We start from the raw sequence: 20,008 nt of genomic DNA on the forward strand, positions 1-20,008 counted from the left end.
ATCAACCTCCAGCCACTGGAGACAGTAAAACCACGGTACTGTCTGATTCTAATAAAGTTTGACGTGGAATAATGTCTTCACCAATCGCGCAGGCACAACGATCAAGCAATGATTCTGCCTTGGGATAACGGCATATTAGGTCATCTAAAATGTCTGAGATTGTCATTCCAGATTTAGTTTGCAGACTTAAATCTGAAGGTAATAAACGTTCTATCGCACCAAAACATTCAATTTTAATCTCAATCGTTGGCGATAATTGCTTTGAATCATGGTCTATTGCTGTTTTAGAAAGAACGGAAGAATTCAACATATTAGCCTCCAATCATATACATACTAATTTTTCGGGATGGGGAGTGATCTAACTTTGCTTCTTGAGCGATATCATGAAAACCTCTTTTTTTCTGCCAAATATAATCAGTCAGAGTCTGCTGAAGTTGTAAATTAGACTGTAAATTGAAAGTCTTAGGAAAAAAAGTAAAGCGTTGAGGCAATCTAGCGTGTACTGCAAAAGATATGGTTTGCACCGAAGGTGTTTGAGCGAAATATGTTGGATGCATCCGAGCTGATGATTGTTGTAATGCTCTAATCTGTGCCTTGAGAGCAATACCTTGAGGGGCAAATAAACAATGGAAGAAATCGCCTTGAGCTGTCAGACGCACACGATCACAAGTACCACAAAATGAATGAGTGATGGTTGAAATAATCCCAATCGGATAACCATTAATTAAATATTGTCGAGCAGGCTCAGAGGATTGCCCCTGTCGTAAGCTGACTTCAAAATCTTGCTTTAATTGCGCTAAGATATACTGTTCACTCACAACATCTGATTGTGTCCAATGTCCTACACCATCTAAAGGCATAAATTCTATAAAACGCACGACGCAATTATTTTGAATCGACCAATGTGCCAAAGGTAAAATTTGATCTTCATTTTTACCTTTGATGAGTACCGCATTGATCTTTATTTTTAATCCGACCTGTTGTGCAACACGAATTCCTTCAAGTACAGGCAATAATTCTTTTTTGGTCAAATCTTTAAATTGGTTAGGTTGCAAACTGTCTAGACTGATATTTAAATCATCAAGTCCTGCTTGTTTTAACTGCACTGCGTGTTGTTTAAGATAATAAGCATTGGTGGTCATCGAAACTCTTTTTAGACCCAGCTTTTTCAATTTTTGTAATTCATCGATGAAATGTACTACACCTTGACGCATCAACGGTTCTCCACCTGTGATACGAATATGCTCGATTCCACGCTGCACCATAAATTCGCAAAAAACATACAGCTCTTCAAAACTGAGTAAATCATGTTTTTTGATCCACTTAGGATGTTCAGGCATGCAATAAACACACTTAAAATTACAGCGATCAGTTACTGAAATTCGAAGCTTACGCTTAATGCGACCATGTTGGTCGATAAAGGCAGTATTCTGTTTATGTGGTGTCATTGCATTCATACACACATCCCTTGAAGCACTGTTTAGGTTCAAAATGTTCTTGAACTTGAAATTTGCGCTATTTTCTTAAGCTTAAAATTGCAAAAAGTGTTCCAACTTTGATCATTTCGAAGCGAACTTAAAATAAAACCACTGTTGTTGTTGTTTACTAAAAACTAACCTTATGATTTCAAACAATAATCTATTTTTTAATACAATAGTTTTAACTGGCGATATTGCTGTAGCTCATCTAAAGAATTTATACTATGAAAAAATAGTGCATGATTTTCAAAAGCTGCCTTTTGAGCGTGCAAATCACTAAAACATTGTTTTAAACTACGCTGTCCCTGTTCAAGATGAGTGCGTATCATGGCGAATGCACTACGCTTTAACAGACAGAATGGGTATAACGCTTTGCCATTGAACTCAACATAAGCCACCTCTGCCAACGGGACTCGTGCTAAAGCCCGATGTAATTTCTCAACCACCTGTACTGGAACAAATGTCACATCGCAGGGCACAAACAACACATAGTCAGATTTCACATAAGACCACGCACTTTTCATTCCCATGAGAGGACCTAAAAAGCCTCTTTCATCATCTTGATAGCAATAAATATTGGGAATAAGTTTTTGATAAATCGAATAATCACGATGACTGTTGACCCAGACTTGTGCAACTTGATGTTTCAGTTGTTGATGGATTTTTAGCAACTGAATTTGATCATCAAACTTTTGCAAAAGCTTATTTATTCCATTCATACGTCTTGCTTGACCACCGGCAAGGATCACCAAATCAGTTTGAGGGTATGTCGACAGCTTTGTTGTTATTGCGCTACTTTTTTTCATTCTATCGCCTCCGCTTGACAGGCTTTAATCAGTCCACGTATCTCAGGTAGACAGGAACCACAGTTACCACCTGCTTTTAAGCATGCAGTTACTTGTTTTTCATGTTGGATGTTTTTTTCTTTAATGGTGGCAATAATTCGATTTTTACCCACTTTAAAACAACTACAAACCAGTGAACCATCACTATTTGCTATCGACATGGCTTGTCCTGCCAAAAGTGCTTTTCGGTGCATTGCGCTGAGTCGTTCACGCTTAAATAAACTGGCAATCCAGTCCCGATCAGGTAATAAAGCTTTTGGTGCGATATATAAACTCGCAATCAGGCGACCATCTTTTAACACTACACTATGACTGATATGTGCGGTTTGATCTTCTAAATTCAGCCATTCAAAGCTTTCATCTTGAAAAGGTAAAAGCTGCTTTAAATGCTGGGTAATTTGCTCAAAACGACGCCGATCTGCCAATTCATAACGTATCGCCTGAGTGGTTTTAATTTTGGTCCACCAAACTGTACTTTCGATACTGTTTTGAACCAGATGTTCATAACCCACTCGTACATAAAACACGCCTTGCCATTGTGTATAGAATGGTTGAATCATCACTGGAGTATGCTTGAATTCAGGCTCTCCTGAGATCGCATCAACAACTGGATTGACCACTTTTCCAATCCGTGCATCTGATGCAAACTGATCATTCCAGTGGATTGGTGCAAAAATTTGTCCACGGCGAATTTTGTCACTCAGTATTGCTCTTAAAACACACAAGCCCCATGCGGATTTGATCTCAACCAGTTCAGCGTCCTTCACCCCATACTTCAATGCATCATTAGGATGGATTTCACAAAAAGGTTCTGCCTTATGGCTAGACAAATTTGCAGAAAGACCTGTGCGAGTCATGGTATGCCACTGATCACGAATCCGCCCTGTATTGAGAATTAAAGGATATTCATGTGTTGTTGAATGCACTGGATCAATCGCTGTTGTGGCAATAAATTTGGCATGTGCATTGGTATGGCTGAATTGCCCAGAAGAAAATAATTGAGCAACATCCTGCTGATGTTCTGAATCCAAAATAGGCCACTGTACTGGTGCAAGCGTTTGATATTGCTGAAATGAAAGTCCAGTTAAACCTGCCAAATTAAAATATCGAAATGTGCCGGTCTCTGAACGAGATGACAGTCTTTGGTTTTGATATGCAGATAACTGTGCATGTTCTTTAAAAATTTCATGGCTATTTTCAAAATCAAATCCTGAGAAACCCAATTTTTTTGCCACTTGCGACACAGACCACCAATCTGCTTTTGCTTGTTCAGGTGCTGCTAAAAAAGCCCGTTGCCTTGAAATACGCCGTTCTGAATTGGTCACTGTTCCATCTTTTTCTCCCCACCCCAAAGCAGGTAAAAGCACATCTGCAAATGCTGTAGTGTCTGTGTCTTTACATATATCGGATACCACCACAAACTCACATTGAGTTAAAGCACGTTTAACCTGATCTGCATTGGGTAAACTCACCACAGGATTAGTTGCCATAATCCAAATGGCTTTAATTTTCCCTTGTTCAACTGCCTCAAATAAATCTACTGCTTTTAAACCCACCTGTTGAGCAATCGTTGGACTATTCCAAAATGTTTGTACCAATTGTTGATGAAGAGGATTCTCCAAATCCAAATGTGCTGCCAACATATTGGCAAGTCCCCCCACCTCACGTCCACCCATGGCATTTGGTTGCCCCGTCATCGAAAATGGCGCTGCACCTAACTTTCCAATTTTTCCAGTCAACAGATGACAATTGATGATGCTATTGGCTTTGTCCACACCTCGAGAGGATTGATTAACGCCCATTGAAAAAAGCGTCATCACTTTTTCTGTGTGTGCAAATTTTTCAAAAAATAACTGTAATTTTTCCTGTGAAATTGCTGTTTTTCTCGCAACATTTTCTAAGCTTGATTCCGTTTCAGCGCTTTGTAATGCTTCGTTCAACCCTTGTGTATGGGCATTTACAAATTCGGTATCGGTATAGTTATGTTGATATAAATATTGGAGTAACCCATTAAACAGTGCGACATCTTGTCCAATTTGAATTGGTAGATGTAAGTTAGCTGCTTCGCATGTTGCGGTAAACCGTGGATCAATGACCACCACAAATAAATCATCTTGTTGCTGTTGTCTACGCTCTTTGGCTTGCATGATTCGTTGATACAACACAGGATGACACCATGCCGTATTTGACCCAACCAACACCACCATGTTTGTATGTTCAAAATCCTCATAACTGGCAGGTACTAAGTCTTCACCAAAAGCACGTTTATGTGCCGCAACGGCCGAAGACATGCATAACCTTGAGTTGGTGTCGATGTTGGCTGTTCCCAAATAACCTTTAACAAATTTATTGACCACATAATAGTCTTCAGTCAATAACTGCCCAGAGACATAAAATGCAATACTTTCGGGCCCATATTGCTGGATATAGTGTTGAAATTTATCTGCAATCAAATCAGTTGCAGTATCCCAGTCACTTTCTTGACGTCCTGTTTTACCTCCAAGCATGGGGTGTAAAACACGTGTTTCCAAACCAACAGTATCAGCAAGGTTACTTCCTTTGATACAAAGTTTTCCATAATTGGATGGATGATCGATATCTCCTGCAACAGACAGCTTTTGCCCAAATGCAGTCTCTTCAACTGTCGCACTCACACCGCAACCTACACCGCAATAAGGACATGTGGTGTGGGTGATTTTGATGTTAGTTTCTGTAGAGCTATGCAGTTCCACGACAGGGATACTATTCATTTCTGCGGTGCTCCTTATCTTGTGCATGGAGTTAACAATTTTTAGAGGTTTTCATTCCCACGCTATAACTAGACTGGATCAATAACATTCGTTCATAACGAAGTATTCAAAATCAGAGAAGTTAAATGCTGTAATTGCCTTAGACAACACTTGAGCTGCGCCATATACAGCGTGGGTGGGATAAAATCATGAATAAAATTAGCCTGCTTTTTTCAATGCAAAATCTCGACCAAATAGCAACTTATTGCGAATTACAGAAATCGGAGTTTGATCAGCAATCAACTCTGCATACCATGCACCGTCTTCTGTATCTCCAAATAACACCGCACCCACAACATGGTCTTTTTGAATAATAATGCGTTTATAGATTTGTCGTTTTTCATCATTCAACACAATATCTTCAAAGCCCTCATTCTCTTGGCTATTTTCGATATCAATACGTCCAGCGGAGAAAACATCACAACCACTGACTTTAAGTTGAGTTGGAACAGTGGGTGCTTTAAAAGTCAAACTGCCATGCTCTGCCAAATGTGATGCGCAGATAAAAGCTTGCCCCCATAGTGGCTCAACCAAACCAAAGGTTTGCTGGCGATGTTCAATACACTCACCCACAGCATAGATACTCGGGTCATAGGTTTGCATGGTGTCATTGACTAACACACCACGATTACAACGTAATCCTGCACTTTGTGCTAAAGCCATATTTGGACGAACACCAACGGCAAAAATAACCAAATCGGCAGCCAATATCGTGCCATCCTTTAAGCGTACTTGACTGACATGACCGTCTTCACCCAACAGTTCTTCTGTATTGGCATGCGTGATAATTGAAATACCTTTTTGCTCGATTGCCGTTTGCAACATTTGACTGGCTTTGGCATCCAATTGACGGTCCATAATACGATCCATCAAGTGTAAAACTGTGACATTCATGCCACGTTGTTTTAATCCATAAGCAGCTTCCAAGCCCAATAAGCCACCACCAATCACCACCGCATTGCGTTTGGACTGACAATATTCAAGCATTTTGTTGACATCATAAATGTCACGAAAACTCAATACTCCTTTGAGATCAGAACCTCGAACAGGTGGGATAAATGGTTTAGAACCTGTGGCCAAAATCAAACGATCATAATCCACCATTAAACCTTTTTGGGTGTAGATCTGCTTACGAGGGCGATCTATACGCACGGCTGGATCACCTGCGATGAAACGAATATTTTTATCGGCATACCATGCATGTGGGTGTAACATGATGTCTTCTATCGTTTTATCTCCCGATAAAACAGGTGACAGCATAATTCGGTTATAGTTCCCCCATGGTTCTTCACCAATCACCGTGACCTCGTAGCGCTCAGGTGCCATATCCAACAGATCTTCTAAGCAACGCATCCCTGCTAAACCGTTGCCAATCAAAACCAGCTTCATTTTTTCCTGAGTCATGCCATTGTTAGTGATATAGGTTTTTTGTGGCGTTGGGCTAATCCAGACTCGACCATCTTCAATCTTGCTTGGGAAGACCAACAACTTTTGGTCTTTGTCTTCTAAACAACGTCCTGTGGCGAGACTAAAATGTTGCTTGTAGATGGGTGAAGCTACGACACGCTCACCTTGAAGATCTCCAATAATTCCACGTGACATTACAAATGCTTGGCTAAATGGGTCTTGATTACTGAGCGCATATACTCGCTTTTCATTCCCTACACGAAAAATTGCCACTTGTTGCTCATTCAACAAAGCACCGACACCAGTATTCGGTGTGATATCGTCCAAAGCACAAATATCCAACCAATCTAATTCATTCATTTCTTTTAAAATTGTCATGAGACTCTCCCTTATCTTTAAGCTTCAACTACAGCAATACGACTAAGATCTCGTTCCGCTTGTGTTTTAGGGCGAATTTGTCCACGAACCTCTGCAAATTGGATATGTGGGTCTTGTTGTTGTTGCGACTTGGCATTGATAAATGTCACAAAACGCTTACGAACTTCAGGATCTTCAATTGCAGTGCGCCATTCATCTTGATAAGTTCCAACCACATGACTCATACGGCGCTCTAATTCTGTCGCGATGCCTAAAGAATCATGTATCACCACATCTTTTAGATAATCCAAACCACCTTCCATATTGTCACGCCACACTGAAGTACGTTGTAAACGATCGGCTGTTTGGATATAGAACATAAAGAATCGGTCAATGTATTGAATTAAAGTTTGCGTATCTAAATCTGAAGCCAGTAATTCAGCGTGACGTGGTTTCATTCCACCATTCCCACAGACGTAGAGGTTCCAACCTTTTTCAGTTGCAATCACTCCCACATCTTTACTTTGTGCTTCTGCACATTCACGGGTACAGCCTGAAACCGCCATTTTTAATTTATGTGGTGAACGTAAGCCTTTGTAGCGGTTCTCAAGAAAAATTGCTAAACCTACAGAATCATCCACACCATAGCGGCACCATGTACTGCCTACACATGACTTTACTGTTCGTAATGACTTTCCATAGGCATGTCCAGACTCAAAACCTGCATCAATTAGTTTTTGCCAAATTTCAGGTAATTGATGCACTTGCGCACCAAACATATCAACACGTTGTCCACCTGTAAGTTTGGTATATAAACCATATTCTTTAGCAATTTGACCTATGGCAATTAAACCATCTGGCGTTACTTCACCACCTGCCATACGTGGTACGACAGAATAAGAGCCGTCTTTTTGGATATTGCCCAGATAATAGTCATTGCTGTCTTGCAGTCCAGCATGATTTGCTTTCAATACAAAATCATTCCAGCATGAGGCTAAAATATTGGCGACTGTTGGTTTACAAATATCACAGCCCAAACCATGTCCATGCTGTTGAATCAAATCATCAAAGCTTTTAATTTCATTGACCCGAACCAAGTGATACAGCTCTTGACGAGAGTAAGCAAAATGCTCACAAAGATGGTTATTGACTGTGACGCCTTGACGCTGTAACTCTGATTTTAAAACTTGTGTAACTAAAGGTGCGCAGCCACCACATGCCGTTGCAGCTTTGGTGCATTTTTTCAACGCACCTAATGAAGTCGAACCATCAGCGATTGCTTGACATATATCTGCCTTAGATACGTTATTACACGAACAAATAGTGGCACTATCAGGCAATAGATCGACTCCACTCCCACCTGCTTTAGCAGCAGACTGAGCATATCCCGGCATGATTAAACTTTCTGGATTTTCTGGAACAGCCAAGCCATTCAACATCATTTGCAATAAATCATTATATTCTTTGGCGCAGCCCACCAGTACCGCACCTAATAATTGTGTTTTCTCAGCATTGACGACGATTTTTTTATAAACCATCGCATCTTCATCTGCATAGAAGTAGCTTAAAGCACTCGGTGTCATGGCATGCGCATCGCCTACGGATGCAACATCTACTCCCATCAGTTTTAACTTGGTGCTCATGTCTGCGCCAGCAAAGGCACCACAACTTTGTTGCATCACGTGTTTGGCTGCAATACGTGCCATATCATAACCAGGCGCAACCAAACCATAAATTTTGTTATTCCATAATGCACATTCACCAATCGCATAAATGTCCGGATCGGAACTTTGGCAATAGTCATTAATCACAATACCGCCACGTTCCCCCAACACTAAACCACTTTGACGGGCTAATTCGTCACGTGGGCGAATTCCTGCTGAGAATAAAATAATGTCTGTTTCTAGTTCAGAGCCATCACCAAATTTCATCAAGTGCGTGCTGTTTTGACCTGCTTCAATCGCAGAAGTGGCTTTTTGGGTATGCACTTTTACACCCAGGTTTTCGATTTTTGCCCGTAAGACCTTACCGCCTAAATCATCAATTTGAACAGCCATGAGACGAGGTGCAAACTCAACCACATGCGTTTCAAGGTCTAAATCTCTTAAAGCTTTTGCTGCTTCAAGACCAAGCAAACCACCACCAATAACAACACCTGATTTGGCATTTAAACTCGCTGCTCGAATTGCATCCAAGTCATCAATGGTTCGATAGACAAAACAGTTTTCGCGTTCATTTCCCGGAATAGGTGGGACAAATGCATAAGAACCTGTGGCAAGTACCAATTTATCATAGGCAATGACATCTCCCTGATTGGTGGTGATACGTTTATTAACTGTATCAATTGCGATGGCTTTGGTACTTAAACGAAGATCTATGCCATAAGCATCAGCAAAGTCTGTGCGACAAAGGGTTAAATCTTTTGCTGATTTTCCAGTGAAATATTCTGTTAAATGCACCCGATCATAAGCGAGGCGTGGTTCTTCTGCCAAAATCGTAATTTCAATTTCATCACCCGCATGTTCCAACACAGATTCAATAAATTTGTGCCCAACCATTCCATGACCAATCATGACAAGTTTCATCTTCATTCTCCTCAATTCACTTTTGCTTTTGTTATTTGTGATTCAATTAAGCCGCACTGTTGTGTTTTATACTTGTGGTCGCATTTTGTTCCATGCTATTGCGTTCAAGTACAGCGGCTTCAAATAACTTTTGCTCTTTCTCTTTATGTTCAACTGAGAAGCGGATCATCAACACACAACTTGCAGCGATCACCACTAAACCGCCCAATACCATCAATGTGGTTTGAATATCCAACATGCCTTTTAATAAAAAACCCGCTGCGACTGCGCCCACATTTCCACCAGCACCAATGATTCCAGCAACACCACCCAATGCATCACGATCGATAAATGGCACCAGTGCATAGGTTGCACCACAAGCCATATGGGTAAATAAAGCAAATACTGTCATTGCAAGGATCGCTAAAATCGCTGTATTCATTTGTGAAAACACGATGAGAAAAACACCTTCCATCAAGATCATGGCGAACAGCACTTTCGTACGCCCGTCTAAACCTTTCTTGGTCGCAACTTTGTCTGAAACAATGCCACCGAAGGCACGTGCAAAGAGTGCCAATAAACCAAAAATACCTGCCGCCATTCCTGCTTCTTTTAAACCAAATTTAAAATGGTCTACGTAATACATTGCGACAATGTTATGAATGAAAATTTCTATCCCAAAGCATGCTGCATAAGCACCAAATAAGATCCACACTCGATAGTTTTTTGCAGCATGTATTAAAATCGCCATACCGCCTTTCTTATCACTGCCAACCTGTAGCCCTTGTGCACGGAGTTCTTTAAAATTCCCTTGTGGTGCATCTTGCGTGAACTTCCAGTACATCGCCCCAACAATCAGCATCAGCACACCCGGTACAATCAGTGCAACTCTCCACCCCATCGCTTGCTCTACACCAAACATGACCAATGCAGCGAGCATCAACGGCATCAATGCTTGAGTTGCACCACCACCTGCATTTCCCCAACCTGCAGTTGTTGCATTTGCTGTACCTACGACATTTGGGGCAAACATGATACTGGTGTGGTATTGCGTGATGACAAAACTGGCACCTATAGCACCAATCAATAATCGAAAGAATAAAAAGGACTCATAACTATTTGCAGAAGCTACACCAAAAACTGGAATACTGCCGATAATCAACAGTGCCGTATATGTTTTACGTGGACCGTATTTATCACATAAGGGTCCAACGATCAGACGGACTAAAATAGTGATGGCAACAGCAGCAATATTGATATTGGCGATTTGATCTTTGGTTAAATGAAATTCACCCGCAATCACAGGCATTAAAGGTGCACAGGCAAACCATGCAAAAAAACAGACAAAAAAAGCGAGCCAACTCATATGGAAGGCCCGCATTGCTGCGCTGCTGAAACTAAACAGATTAATTTTTATTGCTTTTTTAGCATCTAAATTTGAAGACATAGCTTCGATCTCCTGAACTGAACGCATATAAGTTGCTGTTATGCACAAGGCATATCAGTAACGATCAGAACGGACGTCGTTGGCCGTCTTGCAAATTTTGAAAGTCTTCTTTGACTTACCCATGTACAAGCATAGTTCGTGCCAATATTTTTAAACCACTGTTTTTAAATTTAATTTCATTCCTTTAGGTTTTATTAAATAAAAATAATCATGACTTCAGAATTAAAATATAAAGACCTAAACACTGATCTCCCCTTTATATTCGCTACACATGCATGTTTAGAATGCAATTTGCTTCAATAGAGTGCATTTTATTTTTCCCTTTTTCCAATTCATCATCCACAAACCAATCCATCATCCATAAACAAGTCAGAGTGCTGTAAAAGAATTGGCATCTTAATTGCTTATCATTGAGTCAATCTTTATGTCTAGACACACTCAAGTCGTTGCATGTCAAAATTAAAAATTGCACTCATTGATGATGATATAGAACGCGCATCTTTTATCAGATCATCGTTAATCGAACATGGCTTCGAGGTTGTTGCTTGCCTAATGATTGACCATTTAAATAGTACAGACTTACAACAGTTACATGCTGATGTAATTTTGCTCGATATGGATCATCCTCATCGTGACATCATCGAAAGTTGCGTCAGTCAGTTTGATTTACCGACTGTTTTATTTACCAAAAATTCGCAAAAAGACACCATAAAAAGTGCCATTGAAGCAGGTGTAACTGCCTACATCGTGGATGGAATCGATCCTGAAAAATTAGAAAGTATCTTAGAGATATCAATCGAACAATTTAAAAAACACAAAAAATTGCTCAAAGATTTAAACGAGACCAAATGCAAACTTGCAGACCGTAAAGACATTGAAAAAGCTAAAGTGATGTTGATGCACATGCATCAAATCGAAGAGGAAAAAGCATTCAGTTTATTGCGTAAAAATGCCATGAGTCATCGTATGACAATGGGCGAAATGGCGCGAAAATTAATTGAAGCACAGGCTTTGCTTCAATCACAATTTAAGGAATAACCTATGCAAACACTTGAAAAAATTAATATTCAATTAGGTTATATCCCATTATTGGACTGTACTGCAATCCTTTGGGCACAGCATCAAGGCTATTTCACGGCACAAGGTTTAAATGTCACATTGGTCAAAGAGCCATCTTGGGCAAGTCTGCGTGACCGTTTGGCTTTTGGTCTTTTAGATGTAGCACATTGTTTATCGGCAATGCTTCCAGCCGCTGCTACAGGCAATGATCAATTGGGAATTCCTTTACAAAGCACATTAGTACTCAGCACCAATCGCGCATTTATCAGTCTCAGTCAAAAGCTCTGTTATGATTTAGACATCTCTGCTCAAGACACACCACAACAGTCCGCAAGCAAAATTGTTGACTCAATCAAACAAGGTCATCAAATCAAATTGGCGCATGTATTTAAACAGTCTATTCACCACTATTGCTTAAGAGAATGGTTAGCTTTGGCAGATTTAGACACTGCAAAAACACATCAATTGTTAACACTACCCCCACCTTATATGGTTGATGCCATTTCAACTCAACTGATTGATGGCTTTTGTGTTGGTGAGCCTTGGAATATTCAAGCACAAATTCAAGGTCATGGTCTGGTCATTGCGGAAAGCAAGCAAATTATTCCTGAAGTTGCAGACAAAGTTTTAGCAACGACGCAAGAATGGGCACAAACACATCCTCATACGTTACATGCACTTGAAGTTGCCATTCAACAAGCACAACAAGACTTGAGATCACTTGAATCCCTTCAACAAGTCTGGCAAATGTTAGAACACAGTGAAATTATACGTTTTAATTGTTCTGATTTGATTCATACCCAAGCCTTTTATAAGATTCAAAATATTATTCGATCTTTTGGAATGCAAAATGCACCCAAAGCTGAAGATTTTGAATGGATATTGCAACAGATGTGTGCGTGGGAAAATTTAAAATTGGATCAATCACAAATTAAAGCAATTGCTGTTCAATGTGTAGGAAAAGTATCTTAAATTGCTAGATCAATGACCTCGTGAAATACACAAGTTTTTTATATATGTATGCATATGAGGCTTATTTAACCTATCACCCATAAGGATAAATACAATTATTTGTTCTCGCCCCCTGAACATTCACAAAATTCTTTCAGCACGAGACTTTAAAATGAAACTCATGCTGAGAGGAATGGATTAATACTTAAACTTCACATTTAAGCGCACCATCATTGGATCACCCCAATTGACCAATTGAGCATTCGGTGTCGTTCCAGCTAGATATTCTCGATCAAATAAGTTTTTAATACTCAGCCCTACACCCCAATTTTTAGCCTCATATCCTGCATTGACATCAAATAATGCATAACTTGGTAGATAGACGAAGTCAGCATTACGTTGTGCAGTTCGAGAACCTTGATAACGAATGCCAGCACCAATATTCCAACCTAATTTATCTGGACTAAAATAATATTGAGTTGACAATGAACTGGCATTTTTAGGCACATAGTTACTACGCTTACCAATGTCGCTGCTGATCACACTTTCAGTCACTTTTGCCGTTGGGATATAACTGTAATTCGCTGAAATATTCCATTGATTGGTGATTGCTGCTGCTATTTCAGCTTCAAACCCTTTAGTGACTTGTTCACCTGTTTGAATCGAAAAATTTCCAGAAGCATCTGTTTCTGTGACATTTCTGCGAGTTAAATCATAATAGGCTACATAACCTTGTAAACGCTGATCAAGTGCTTGTAATTTAACCCCAACCTCGGCTTGTTTACCCTTTTCAGGATTCAATAATTGTCCATTTTCTCCTGCATCGGTCACAGGCATAAATGAAGTAGAGTAGCTGATGTAAGGTGCAAACATATCATTAATGCGGTACATCACTGAACCACTACCAGTAAATGCACGATCTGAGTTCTTAGTGCTGGTATTTTTTAAAACATTATCAATTTCGATTTGTGTCCAATCATGACGACCTGATAGCCCGATAATCCAATGATCATCCACCTTAATGGTATTGCGGAGATAGAGCCCTGCGTACTGACTATAAGTCAATGCTTGAGTTGGTGTACCTAATTTTGTGCTGGTGATTCCATAGACAGGACGATCTGCATTAAAAGCATTAATGGTATCTGTTCGACGTGCATAATCACTTCGTTCACGCATCATATCGCCCCCAACCATCACATCATAATTGACCTTTCCAAGATCAAAATTACGTTGCAAATTGTTGTCTAAGGTATAGTTCAAGTCCTGTTTATCTTGGTTGTTAATTGCACGTTTTATTGTCGGTAATGTATTGCTTCCTGATGCCAATATCGGATTGCCCTGTGTATCTGTTTTAGTGATGGCAAAGTTCTGTTTAAACACCCAGTCATTGTCAAAATAATGGGCATAATTTGCACCGAGACGATAAACATCAACATCATAACCATGATCAAGTTCACCAAAAAATAGGCTTGATGGATAGTTTTTATAATTGCCTTTGCTATATGGAATGCCTTGTTGACGAATATATTCACGATGTTGATAACTGGCAATGACAGAAAGATCGTTTTTATCACCTAAATCAAAATTGTAAGATGGTGCGATATATTGATTTTTAAAATAAACGTGATCAGTAGGGTCATCCTGATCAGATACTCGTCCGACAACTCGAAAAGCACCTTTTGCACTATTACTGGGTGCATAGTTAAGATCAAATGTTCCTTCTTTTAAACCATAACTTCCATAACTCAGTGTACCTTTATAGGCTGTTTCAGCTTGTGGACGCTTAGTCGTTAAATTTACCAGTCCTCCAGGCAAGGCAAGTCCAAAGCCCACGGAAGTTGGTCCTTTGACTACTTCGATGGATTCTAAACCCGAAATATCTTCAGCACGCAAAACATTATCAGATGCCTGTATCCGTAGACCATCAATAAAAGTTTGCGAACTTGAAATCTGCCCACGAATAATAAAGTCATCCCACCCACGGCGACCATATTGTCCTGACGTGACCCCTGCCACACCTTCCAAGGCTTCAGCAACAGTTTTCGCTTGCTTTTGTTCAATCTGTTGCTGACCGATTGCACTAATCGACTGAGCTGTTTCAAATAAAGGCGTATTCGATCTTAAAACAGCATTTGCTGTTTTTGCTGCATAAGGCTGCTGATTATTTTCTGCTTGAACCGTGATGGTGGGCAGTTTTTGAGTATCTGCATGCTGTTCAAGACCAACTTCAGTTTGTGCATAGGCAGTACTTGCCATGATGGCAAGTACAGAAAATGTCAGGGAGGATTTGTTAAATTGCATTAAACAACAGCCAAAAAAAATTTAATCGCAATTATAATCATTTTCATTTAAATTTCTAATAATTTTACATAAAAAACTGACTTTTAATATCGTTAAATTTAGCCCTTTAAATAAAATATAGAAATGCTAAGTTATTGACATATTCATAGTTATTCTTGAACTCAGGACATATATTGAATTGTATCTAACACCTACCGATGAGCTTAAAGATATGCTCACTCCAAGGTTTTCATTCTATTCTGCTCTAATTGATTTATAGTAATTGTAAAAAAATCTGTCAAATTTTCTAAGCTTTTAACTACTCTATCCATGATTGTTTTTGATCCACTTTAGCAAATATCTATATTGACTGATTTCTAGACTCCAAAAAAATAAAGATCAAAAAAGCAATCCAATCACCCACTTTTATTCAATCATCAAAATTTGATTATGAAAAATATCTTTATAAAAACTTAAAACACATCATTTTAAATTTATTCTTTAAATAAAAAATTCAACAATTTCATCAATATTTTTTGACTCAAATTTAACTAAAGCTTGACTCAATTAAGTTGACAATATTTGATATGACGCATATAGTTAGCCACCATACTATATGGCAGCTAACAAAATGAAGCTAGAACAAAAATACCGAGCCCTCTTGGATGAAGCGAGCAAACAAAACATTGCGAACCTTGAAAGTATAAAACTATGCTTTCAAACCCTTTCACTCGCATCTTTGATTGATCATGACTGTGCAATGCAACTCGCCCCACATGGTTTAACCGAAGGTCGTTTTATCGTTCTATTCTTATTAGATGCATCACCTCAAGGTTTAGCTCCAAAAGATATTGCTGATAAAGCAGGTATTACGCGTGCAACAGTGACTGGTTTGTTGGATGGATTAGAACGGGATGAACTCATCATACGTCATGCTGACCATGATGACCGACGTGCTTTAAAGATTCATCTGACCAAGCAAGGCAAACAAACAGCGAAAACTGTGTTTGGACAACATAGTCGTTGGATTGCACAGATTTTTGGCAACTTAACGATACAAGAACGCATACAGCTCACTGCGCTTTTGGAAAAAGTGAGTCAAAACCTGATTCATGAAAAAGAAGCTTAAAACATCAAAATCAAATCACGCACAATTAAAATTTTAAAACCACCGAAGAAAGGAAAAATTATATGTATCATTATCTCGTTGAATTATATACACCAAATACCACTTGGCAGACACTTCCAAATGAACAACGAATGGAATATCTGAGTAAAGTTGGCGAGGCTTTAGGAAACTTATCAAGTATGGGGGTTGAAGTTTTGACTCTAACGGAAACCATTTCTCCAATTGACCAAAGTACAGCTCATCAATATTTAGGAATTTGGCGTTTTTCCAATTCACAAGCGCGCGAAGCACTCCTTGATGGTATTCGTGCCAGTGGTTGGTATCAATATTTTGACCATGTGAATGCTGCAGGTGCTGAAGCAAATTTCCCTCAACATATTCAAGCTTTGGTCAATGGTGGGTAGAAACACTCAAGAATATCCCTACAATTGATTGAACGAATCAAATTATTTTTTAAATAAAATTTATCCACTTTATCAGCCAACGAATAGAGGCTTCAAAGTGGATAAATTCTGACAGCTTGATCAACTCAATTTAGCAATGTTTGATCTTTTGACCAAACTGGAGCAAAGTCTCTAATCTACTTGTACGACTACTCTTTTGGTTGTTTTATTCTTACGGGTCACCAGTACACCACATATCACTACGATAGAAGTTACACCCAAGGACAAGGTTGTTTCATAACTATACTGTGGTGATAAAAACATATAAGACAACACACTCATGATGATGGCAATTACAAACCAAGTCAGCCAAGGGAACATCCACATTTTAAAGCTAATCTGCGCACCCCTTTTTTCCAACTGATGTCGTGAACGCAATTGCGAAACAGCGATCACCAAGTAAACCACCAAAGCAATAGAGCCTGTAGTTGACAGTAAGAAGCCAAAAACCTGCCCTGGGAACATATAATTCACAGCACAACAAATCAAGCCAATAAAAGTCGAAGCAAATACAGCAATCGTCGGTACACCTGAACCATTAATTTGAGTAACCAGTCTTGGTGCTTCTTGGCGTGCTCCCAAAGCAAACAGCATTCGTGAAGAAGTATAAACCGCCGCATTCATACAGCTCGCAACCGCAATGAATACCACCATATCCATAATCAATTTAGTTTGAGGGACATTTAGGCTCACTAATACATACTGAAATGTACCTAACTTTTGTAAGTCGGGTGAACGCCAATCGACCAAAGCAACAGCAAGAAAGATTGAGACAACAAAGAACAAGATAATGCGATAAAGCACTAAATTGGTCGCGCGTTTAATTTTTTCCTGAGGATTTTTTGATTCGGCTGCTGCGATAGAGAGGATTTCAATACCAAAAAATGAAAATGCAGATATTAAGATCGCTGACAACACACCGCCCATGCCATGAGGCATAAATCCACCATTGGAAAATAAATTTCCCACACCACTTACATCTCGAGCCAAAGGCCAAAGTCCAAATACTGCTGTTGCACCAATCACAATAAACAACAAGATCGCAATCACTTTGATTAAAGCAAACCAGAACTCAAACTCGCCAAAACTTTTTGTGCTAAAGAAGTTGGCAAGACTCAGTAAAATAATAAATGCAAAAGCATAAATCGCACTGGAGACTTGTGGAAACCAAGCATGTAAAATTTCAGCACCTGCAATCGCTTCAATCGGGATCACCAAGACCCAAAACCACCAATACAACCATCCAACGGTAAAGCCTGCCCAAGGACCAATCGCTTTACGTGCATAGGTAGAAAAAGAACCTGTATCGGGTTGTGCAACAGCCATTTCTCCAAGCATGCGCATCACTAAAAAAACGATCACACTGGTAATAATATAAGCAAGTACAGCAGCAGGACCCGCCTTTGCAATTGCAGCAGAAGAACCAACAAATAAACCTGCACCAATTACACCACCGATACTAATCATCGTGATATGTCGGTTGGAAAGTCCTTCACCTAGTTTTGTTGTTTTTGCACTATTCATATTTTTTTCCTTAAAATAATCAGCAGCAGTTTCCATTTAAAATCTGAGCTTTGTCACAACGCTCTGAAAAATGGTCATGCTTTTATAAAACTGTGAATTACATTTTTAAATTCCTATTAAAAATAAAGAGAGAAAACCAAGGATTTTCTCTCTGGATCGCAACGCTAATTTAAAGTTGGCATTGCAAATTGTTTGCACTCACGGATTTGAGCTGAGGGCCAACGTTGGGTAATGGTCTTGCGACGCGTATAAAAACGCACACCATCTGGACCATAAGCATATAAGTCACCAAACAATGAACGCTTCCAACCACCAAAACTATGGTAGGCGACTGGTACAGGCAATGGTACATTTACGCCCACCATACCTACTTGAACATGGCTGGTAAAATAACGTGCGGCCTCTCCATCACGTGTATAGATACAAGTTCCATTTCCATACTCATGCTCATTAATCAATTGCATCGCCTCTTGCATGGTTGCTACGCGGATCACCTGTAAAACAGGACCAAAAATTTCCTGTTGATAGCTGACCATTTCTGATGAGACTTGATCAATCAAAGTAGGACCAACAAAAAAACCTGTTTCATAACCTAATGGCTTCGCATTGCGTCCATCCACAACAATTTTAGCACCTTGTTGTTCAGCACTTTGGATAAAAGCTTCTACTTTCTCTTTATGTGCTTGTGTAATGAGCGGTCCAAAGTCATTTTGCTCATCGGCGTAGTGCCCATACTTTAACTGTTGCATTTCCAGTTTGAGTTTTTCGATCACAAGATCGGCAACCTCATCACCGATTGCCACGGCGACAGACAATGCCATACAGCGCTCACCAGATGAGCCAAAAGCAGCACCCAACAATGAGTTGACTACATTATCAATATCCGCATCGGGCATGATAATGGCATGATTTTTTGCACCGCCTAATGCCTGACAACGTTTGCCTGTTGAGGTTGCTGTACGATAAATATATTCAGCGATCGGGGTAGAACCAACAAAACTCATGGCTTGTACTTTTGGATGATGGAGCAAAGCATCGACTGCTTCTTTATCACCATTGACCACATTGAACACACCATCTGGTAAACCCGCTTGTTTCAATAATTCAGCTAAATATAGGGCTGCGGATGGAGTCTTTTCTGAGGGTTTCAGGATAAAGCAGTTGCCGCAGACAATTGCCATTGGAAACATCCACAGTGGCACCATCGCAGGGAAATTGAATGGGGTAATTCCAGCAACCACACCTAAAGGTTGAAATTCGCTCCATGAATCAATATCTGGACCGACATTTTTTGAAAATTCACCTTTTAAAAATTCAGGTGCTCCACAAGCATATTCAACATTTTCAATGCCACGTTGCAATTCACCTTTGGCATCATGACAAATTTTGCCATGTTCCTGTCCAATTAATTCACAGAGTTTATCTGCGTTTTCTTCAAGTAATTGTTTAAACTTAAACATTACTCGCGCTCGCTTAATCACAGGTGTATCACGCCATTCCGGGAATGCTTGTTGCGCAAGCTCAACGACTTGATTGACCAGTGCAGTATCAGCAAGTGCCACCTGTTTGCTAACCTGACCTGTTGCTGGATGATACACAGCTTGTTTTCTGGTGGTCTTAGCAACCAGACCACCTTGAATAAAATGTCCAACGACATCAACCGTTTCGATTGTTTCTGTAAAACCTGTATCTGATGATGCTGGACTAAAATTTTCTAAATTATTCATCACTTTTC

General features: G+C 39.7%; 14 protein-coding genes. 4 read left to right on the plus strand and 10 right to left on the minus strand.

Annotated elements, in window-relative coordinates:
• Window position 1: 1 nt before the first annotated feature.
• The 7 genes from F938_RS13550 to F938_RS13580 form a co-directional block, all read right to left on the minus strand.
• Window positions 2-310 carry a MoaD/ThiS family protein gene (locus tag F938_RS13550; RefSeq protein WP_005032525.1) on the minus strand — a complete coding sequence of 103 codons (309 nt, stop codon included), beginning with the start codon at window positions 308-310 and terminating at the stop codon, window positions 2-4.
• A 1-nt stretch (window position 311) separates the two neighbouring features.
• A complete protein-coding gene (gene moaA, locus F938_RS13555; protein WP_005032527.1) occupies window positions 312-1,457 on the minus strand; it encodes a GTP 3',8-cyclase MoaA in 1,146 nt (381 codons plus the stop codon).
• Between the two features lie 188 nt (window positions 1,458-1,645).
• Window positions 1,646-2,284 carry a molybdenum cofactor guanylyltransferase gene (gene mobA / locus F938_RS13560; protein ID WP_005032529.1) on the minus strand — a complete coding sequence of 213 codons (639 nt, stop codon included), beginning with the start codon at window positions 2,282-2,284 and terminating at the stop codon, window positions 1,646-1,648.
• The gene (locus F938_RS13565; RefSeq protein ID WP_005032531.1) at window positions 2,281-5,073 is read right to left on the minus strand and encodes a nitrate reductase; all 2,793 of its coding nucleotides are present in this window, start codon (window positions 5,071-5,073) and stop codon (window positions 2,281-2,283) included. The genes mobA and F938_RS13565 overlap by 4 nt, the downstream gene beginning before the upstream one ends.
• Window positions 5,074-5,271: 198 nt before the next feature.
• Window positions 5,272-6,897, minus strand: coding sequence for a nitrite reductase small subunit NirD (gene nirD, locus F938_RS13570; RefSeq protein ID WP_005032533.1), 1,626 nt, complete (start codon window positions 6,895-6,897; stop codon window positions 5,272-5,274).
• A 17-nt stretch (window positions 6,898-6,914) separates the two neighbouring features.
• A complete protein-coding gene (gene nirB, locus F938_RS13575) occupies window positions 6,915-9,461 on the minus strand; it encodes a nitrite reductase large subunit NirB (RefSeq protein WP_005032535.1) in 2,547 nt (848 codons plus the stop codon).
• 46 nt (window positions 9,462-9,507) lie between these two features.
• The gene (locus tag F938_RS13580) at window positions 9,508-10,887 is read right to left on the minus strand and encodes an MFS transporter (RefSeq protein WP_005032536.1); all 1,380 of its coding nucleotides are present in this window, start codon (window positions 10,885-10,887) and stop codon (window positions 9,508-9,510) included.
• Between the two features lie 450 nt (window positions 10,888-11,337).
• Between F938_RS13580 and F938_RS13585 the strand changes: the two genes are divergently transcribed.
• Together F938_RS13585 and F938_RS13590 are read left to right on the plus strand one after the other, a co-directional pair.
• Window positions 11,338-11,925 (plus strand): ANTAR domain-containing response regulator, encoded by a 588-nt coding sequence (locus F938_RS13585; protein WP_005032538.1) that lies wholly within the window; start codon window positions 11,338-11,340, stop codon window positions 11,923-11,925.
• Between the two features lie 3 nt (window positions 11,926-11,928).
• Complete coding sequence (locus F938_RS13590; protein ID WP_005032540.1) at window positions 11,929-12,918, plus strand: ABC transporter substrate-binding protein; 990 nt, start codon at window positions 11,929-11,931, stop codon at window positions 12,916-12,918.
• Between the two features lie 177 nt (window positions 12,919-13,095).
• Here the strand turns inward: F938_RS13590 and F938_RS13595 are convergent, their stop codons facing one another.
• The gene (locus F938_RS13595) at window positions 13,096-15,198 is read right to left on the minus strand and encodes a TonB-dependent siderophore receptor (protein ID WP_005032542.1); all 2,103 of its coding nucleotides are present in this window, start codon (window positions 15,196-15,198) and stop codon (window positions 13,096-13,098) included.
• A gap of 610 nt (window positions 15,199-15,808) precedes the next feature.
• Here F938_RS13595 and F938_RS13600 point away from each other — a divergent pair.
• Together F938_RS13600 and F938_RS13605 are read left to right on the plus strand one after the other, a co-directional pair.
• A complete protein-coding gene (locus F938_RS13600; RefSeq protein WP_010590981.1) occupies window positions 15,809-16,306 on the plus strand; it encodes a MarR family winged helix-turn-helix transcriptional regulator in 498 nt (165 codons plus the stop codon).
• Window positions 16,307-16,368: 62 nt separating this feature from the next.
• Window positions 16,369-16,710 (plus strand): DUF6616 family protein, encoded by a 342-nt coding sequence (locus F938_RS13605; RefSeq protein ID WP_005032546.1) that lies wholly within the window; start codon window positions 16,369-16,371, stop codon window positions 16,708-16,710.
• A gap of 171 nt (window positions 16,711-16,881) precedes the next feature.
• Here F938_RS13605 and F938_RS13610 read toward each other — a convergent pair whose 3' ends face one another.
• Window positions 16,882-18,273, minus strand: coding sequence for an amino acid permease (locus tag F938_RS13610; protein WP_005032548.1), 1,392 nt, complete (start codon window positions 18,271-18,273; stop codon window positions 16,882-16,884).
• A gap of 164 nt (window positions 18,274-18,437) precedes the next feature.
• Window positions 18,438-20,003, minus strand: a complete 1,566-nt coding sequence (locus tag F938_RS13615) for a CoA-acylating methylmalonate-semialdehyde dehydrogenase (protein WP_010590982.1) — start codon at window positions 20,001-20,003, stop codon at window positions 18,438-18,440.
• Window positions 20,004-20,008: the final 5 nt, after the last annotated feature.

The organism is Acinetobacter bereziniae LMG 1003 = CIP 70.12 (assembly GCF_000368925.1).
Taxonomy (GTDB): Bacteria; Pseudomonadota; Gammaproteobacteria; order Pseudomonadales; family Moraxellaceae; genus Acinetobacter; species Acinetobacter bereziniae.

Excerpts from the sequence above, each read along its gene's own strand:
- F938_RS13550 (WP_005032525.1), bottom strand. The coding sequence starts at position 310 with ATGTTGAATTCTTCCGTTCTTTCTAAAACAGCAATAGACCATGATTCA.
- moaA (WP_005032527.1), bottom strand. The coding sequence starts at position 1,457 with ATGAATGCAATGACACCACATAAACAGAATACTGCCTTTATCGACCAA.
- mobA (WP_005032529.1), bottom strand. The coding sequence starts at position 2,284 with ATGAAAAAAAGTAGCGCAATAACAACAAAGCTGTCGACATACCCTCAA.
- F938_RS13565 (WP_005032531.1), bottom strand. The coding sequence starts at position 5,073 with ATGAATAGTATCCCTGTCGTGGAACTGCATAGCTCTACAGAAACTAAC.
- nirD (WP_005032533.1), bottom strand. The coding sequence starts at position 6,897 with ATGACAATTTTAAAAGAAATGAATGAATTAGATTGGTTGGATATTTGT.
- nirB (WP_005032535.1), bottom strand. The coding sequence starts at position 9,461 with ATGAAACTTGTCATGATTGGTCATGGAATGGTTGGGCACAAATTTATT.
- F938_RS13580 (WP_005032536.1), bottom strand. The coding sequence starts at position 10,887 with ATGTCTTCAAATTTAGATGCTAAAAAAGCAATAAAAATTAATCTGTTT.
- F938_RS13585 (WP_005032538.1), top strand. The coding sequence starts at position 11,338 with ATGTCAAAATTAAAAATTGCACTCATTGATGATGATATAGAACGCGCA.
- F938_RS13590 (WP_005032540.1), top strand. The coding sequence starts at position 11,929 with ATGCAAACACTTGAAAAAATTAATATTCAATTAGGTTATATCCCATTA.
- F938_RS13595 (WP_005032542.1), bottom strand. The coding sequence starts at position 15,198 with ATGCAATTTAACAAATCCTCCCTGACATTTTCTGTACTTGCCATCATG.
- F938_RS13600 (WP_010590981.1), top strand. The coding sequence starts at position 15,809 with ATGAAGCTAGAACAAAAATACCGAGCCCTCTTGGATGAAGCGAGCAAA.
- F938_RS13605 (WP_005032546.1), top strand. The coding sequence starts at position 16,369 with ATGTATCATTATCTCGTTGAATTATATACACCAAATACCACTTGGCAG.
- F938_RS13610 (WP_005032548.1), bottom strand. The coding sequence starts at position 18,273 with ATGAATAGTGCAAAAACAACAAAACTAGGTGAAGGACTTTCCAACCGA.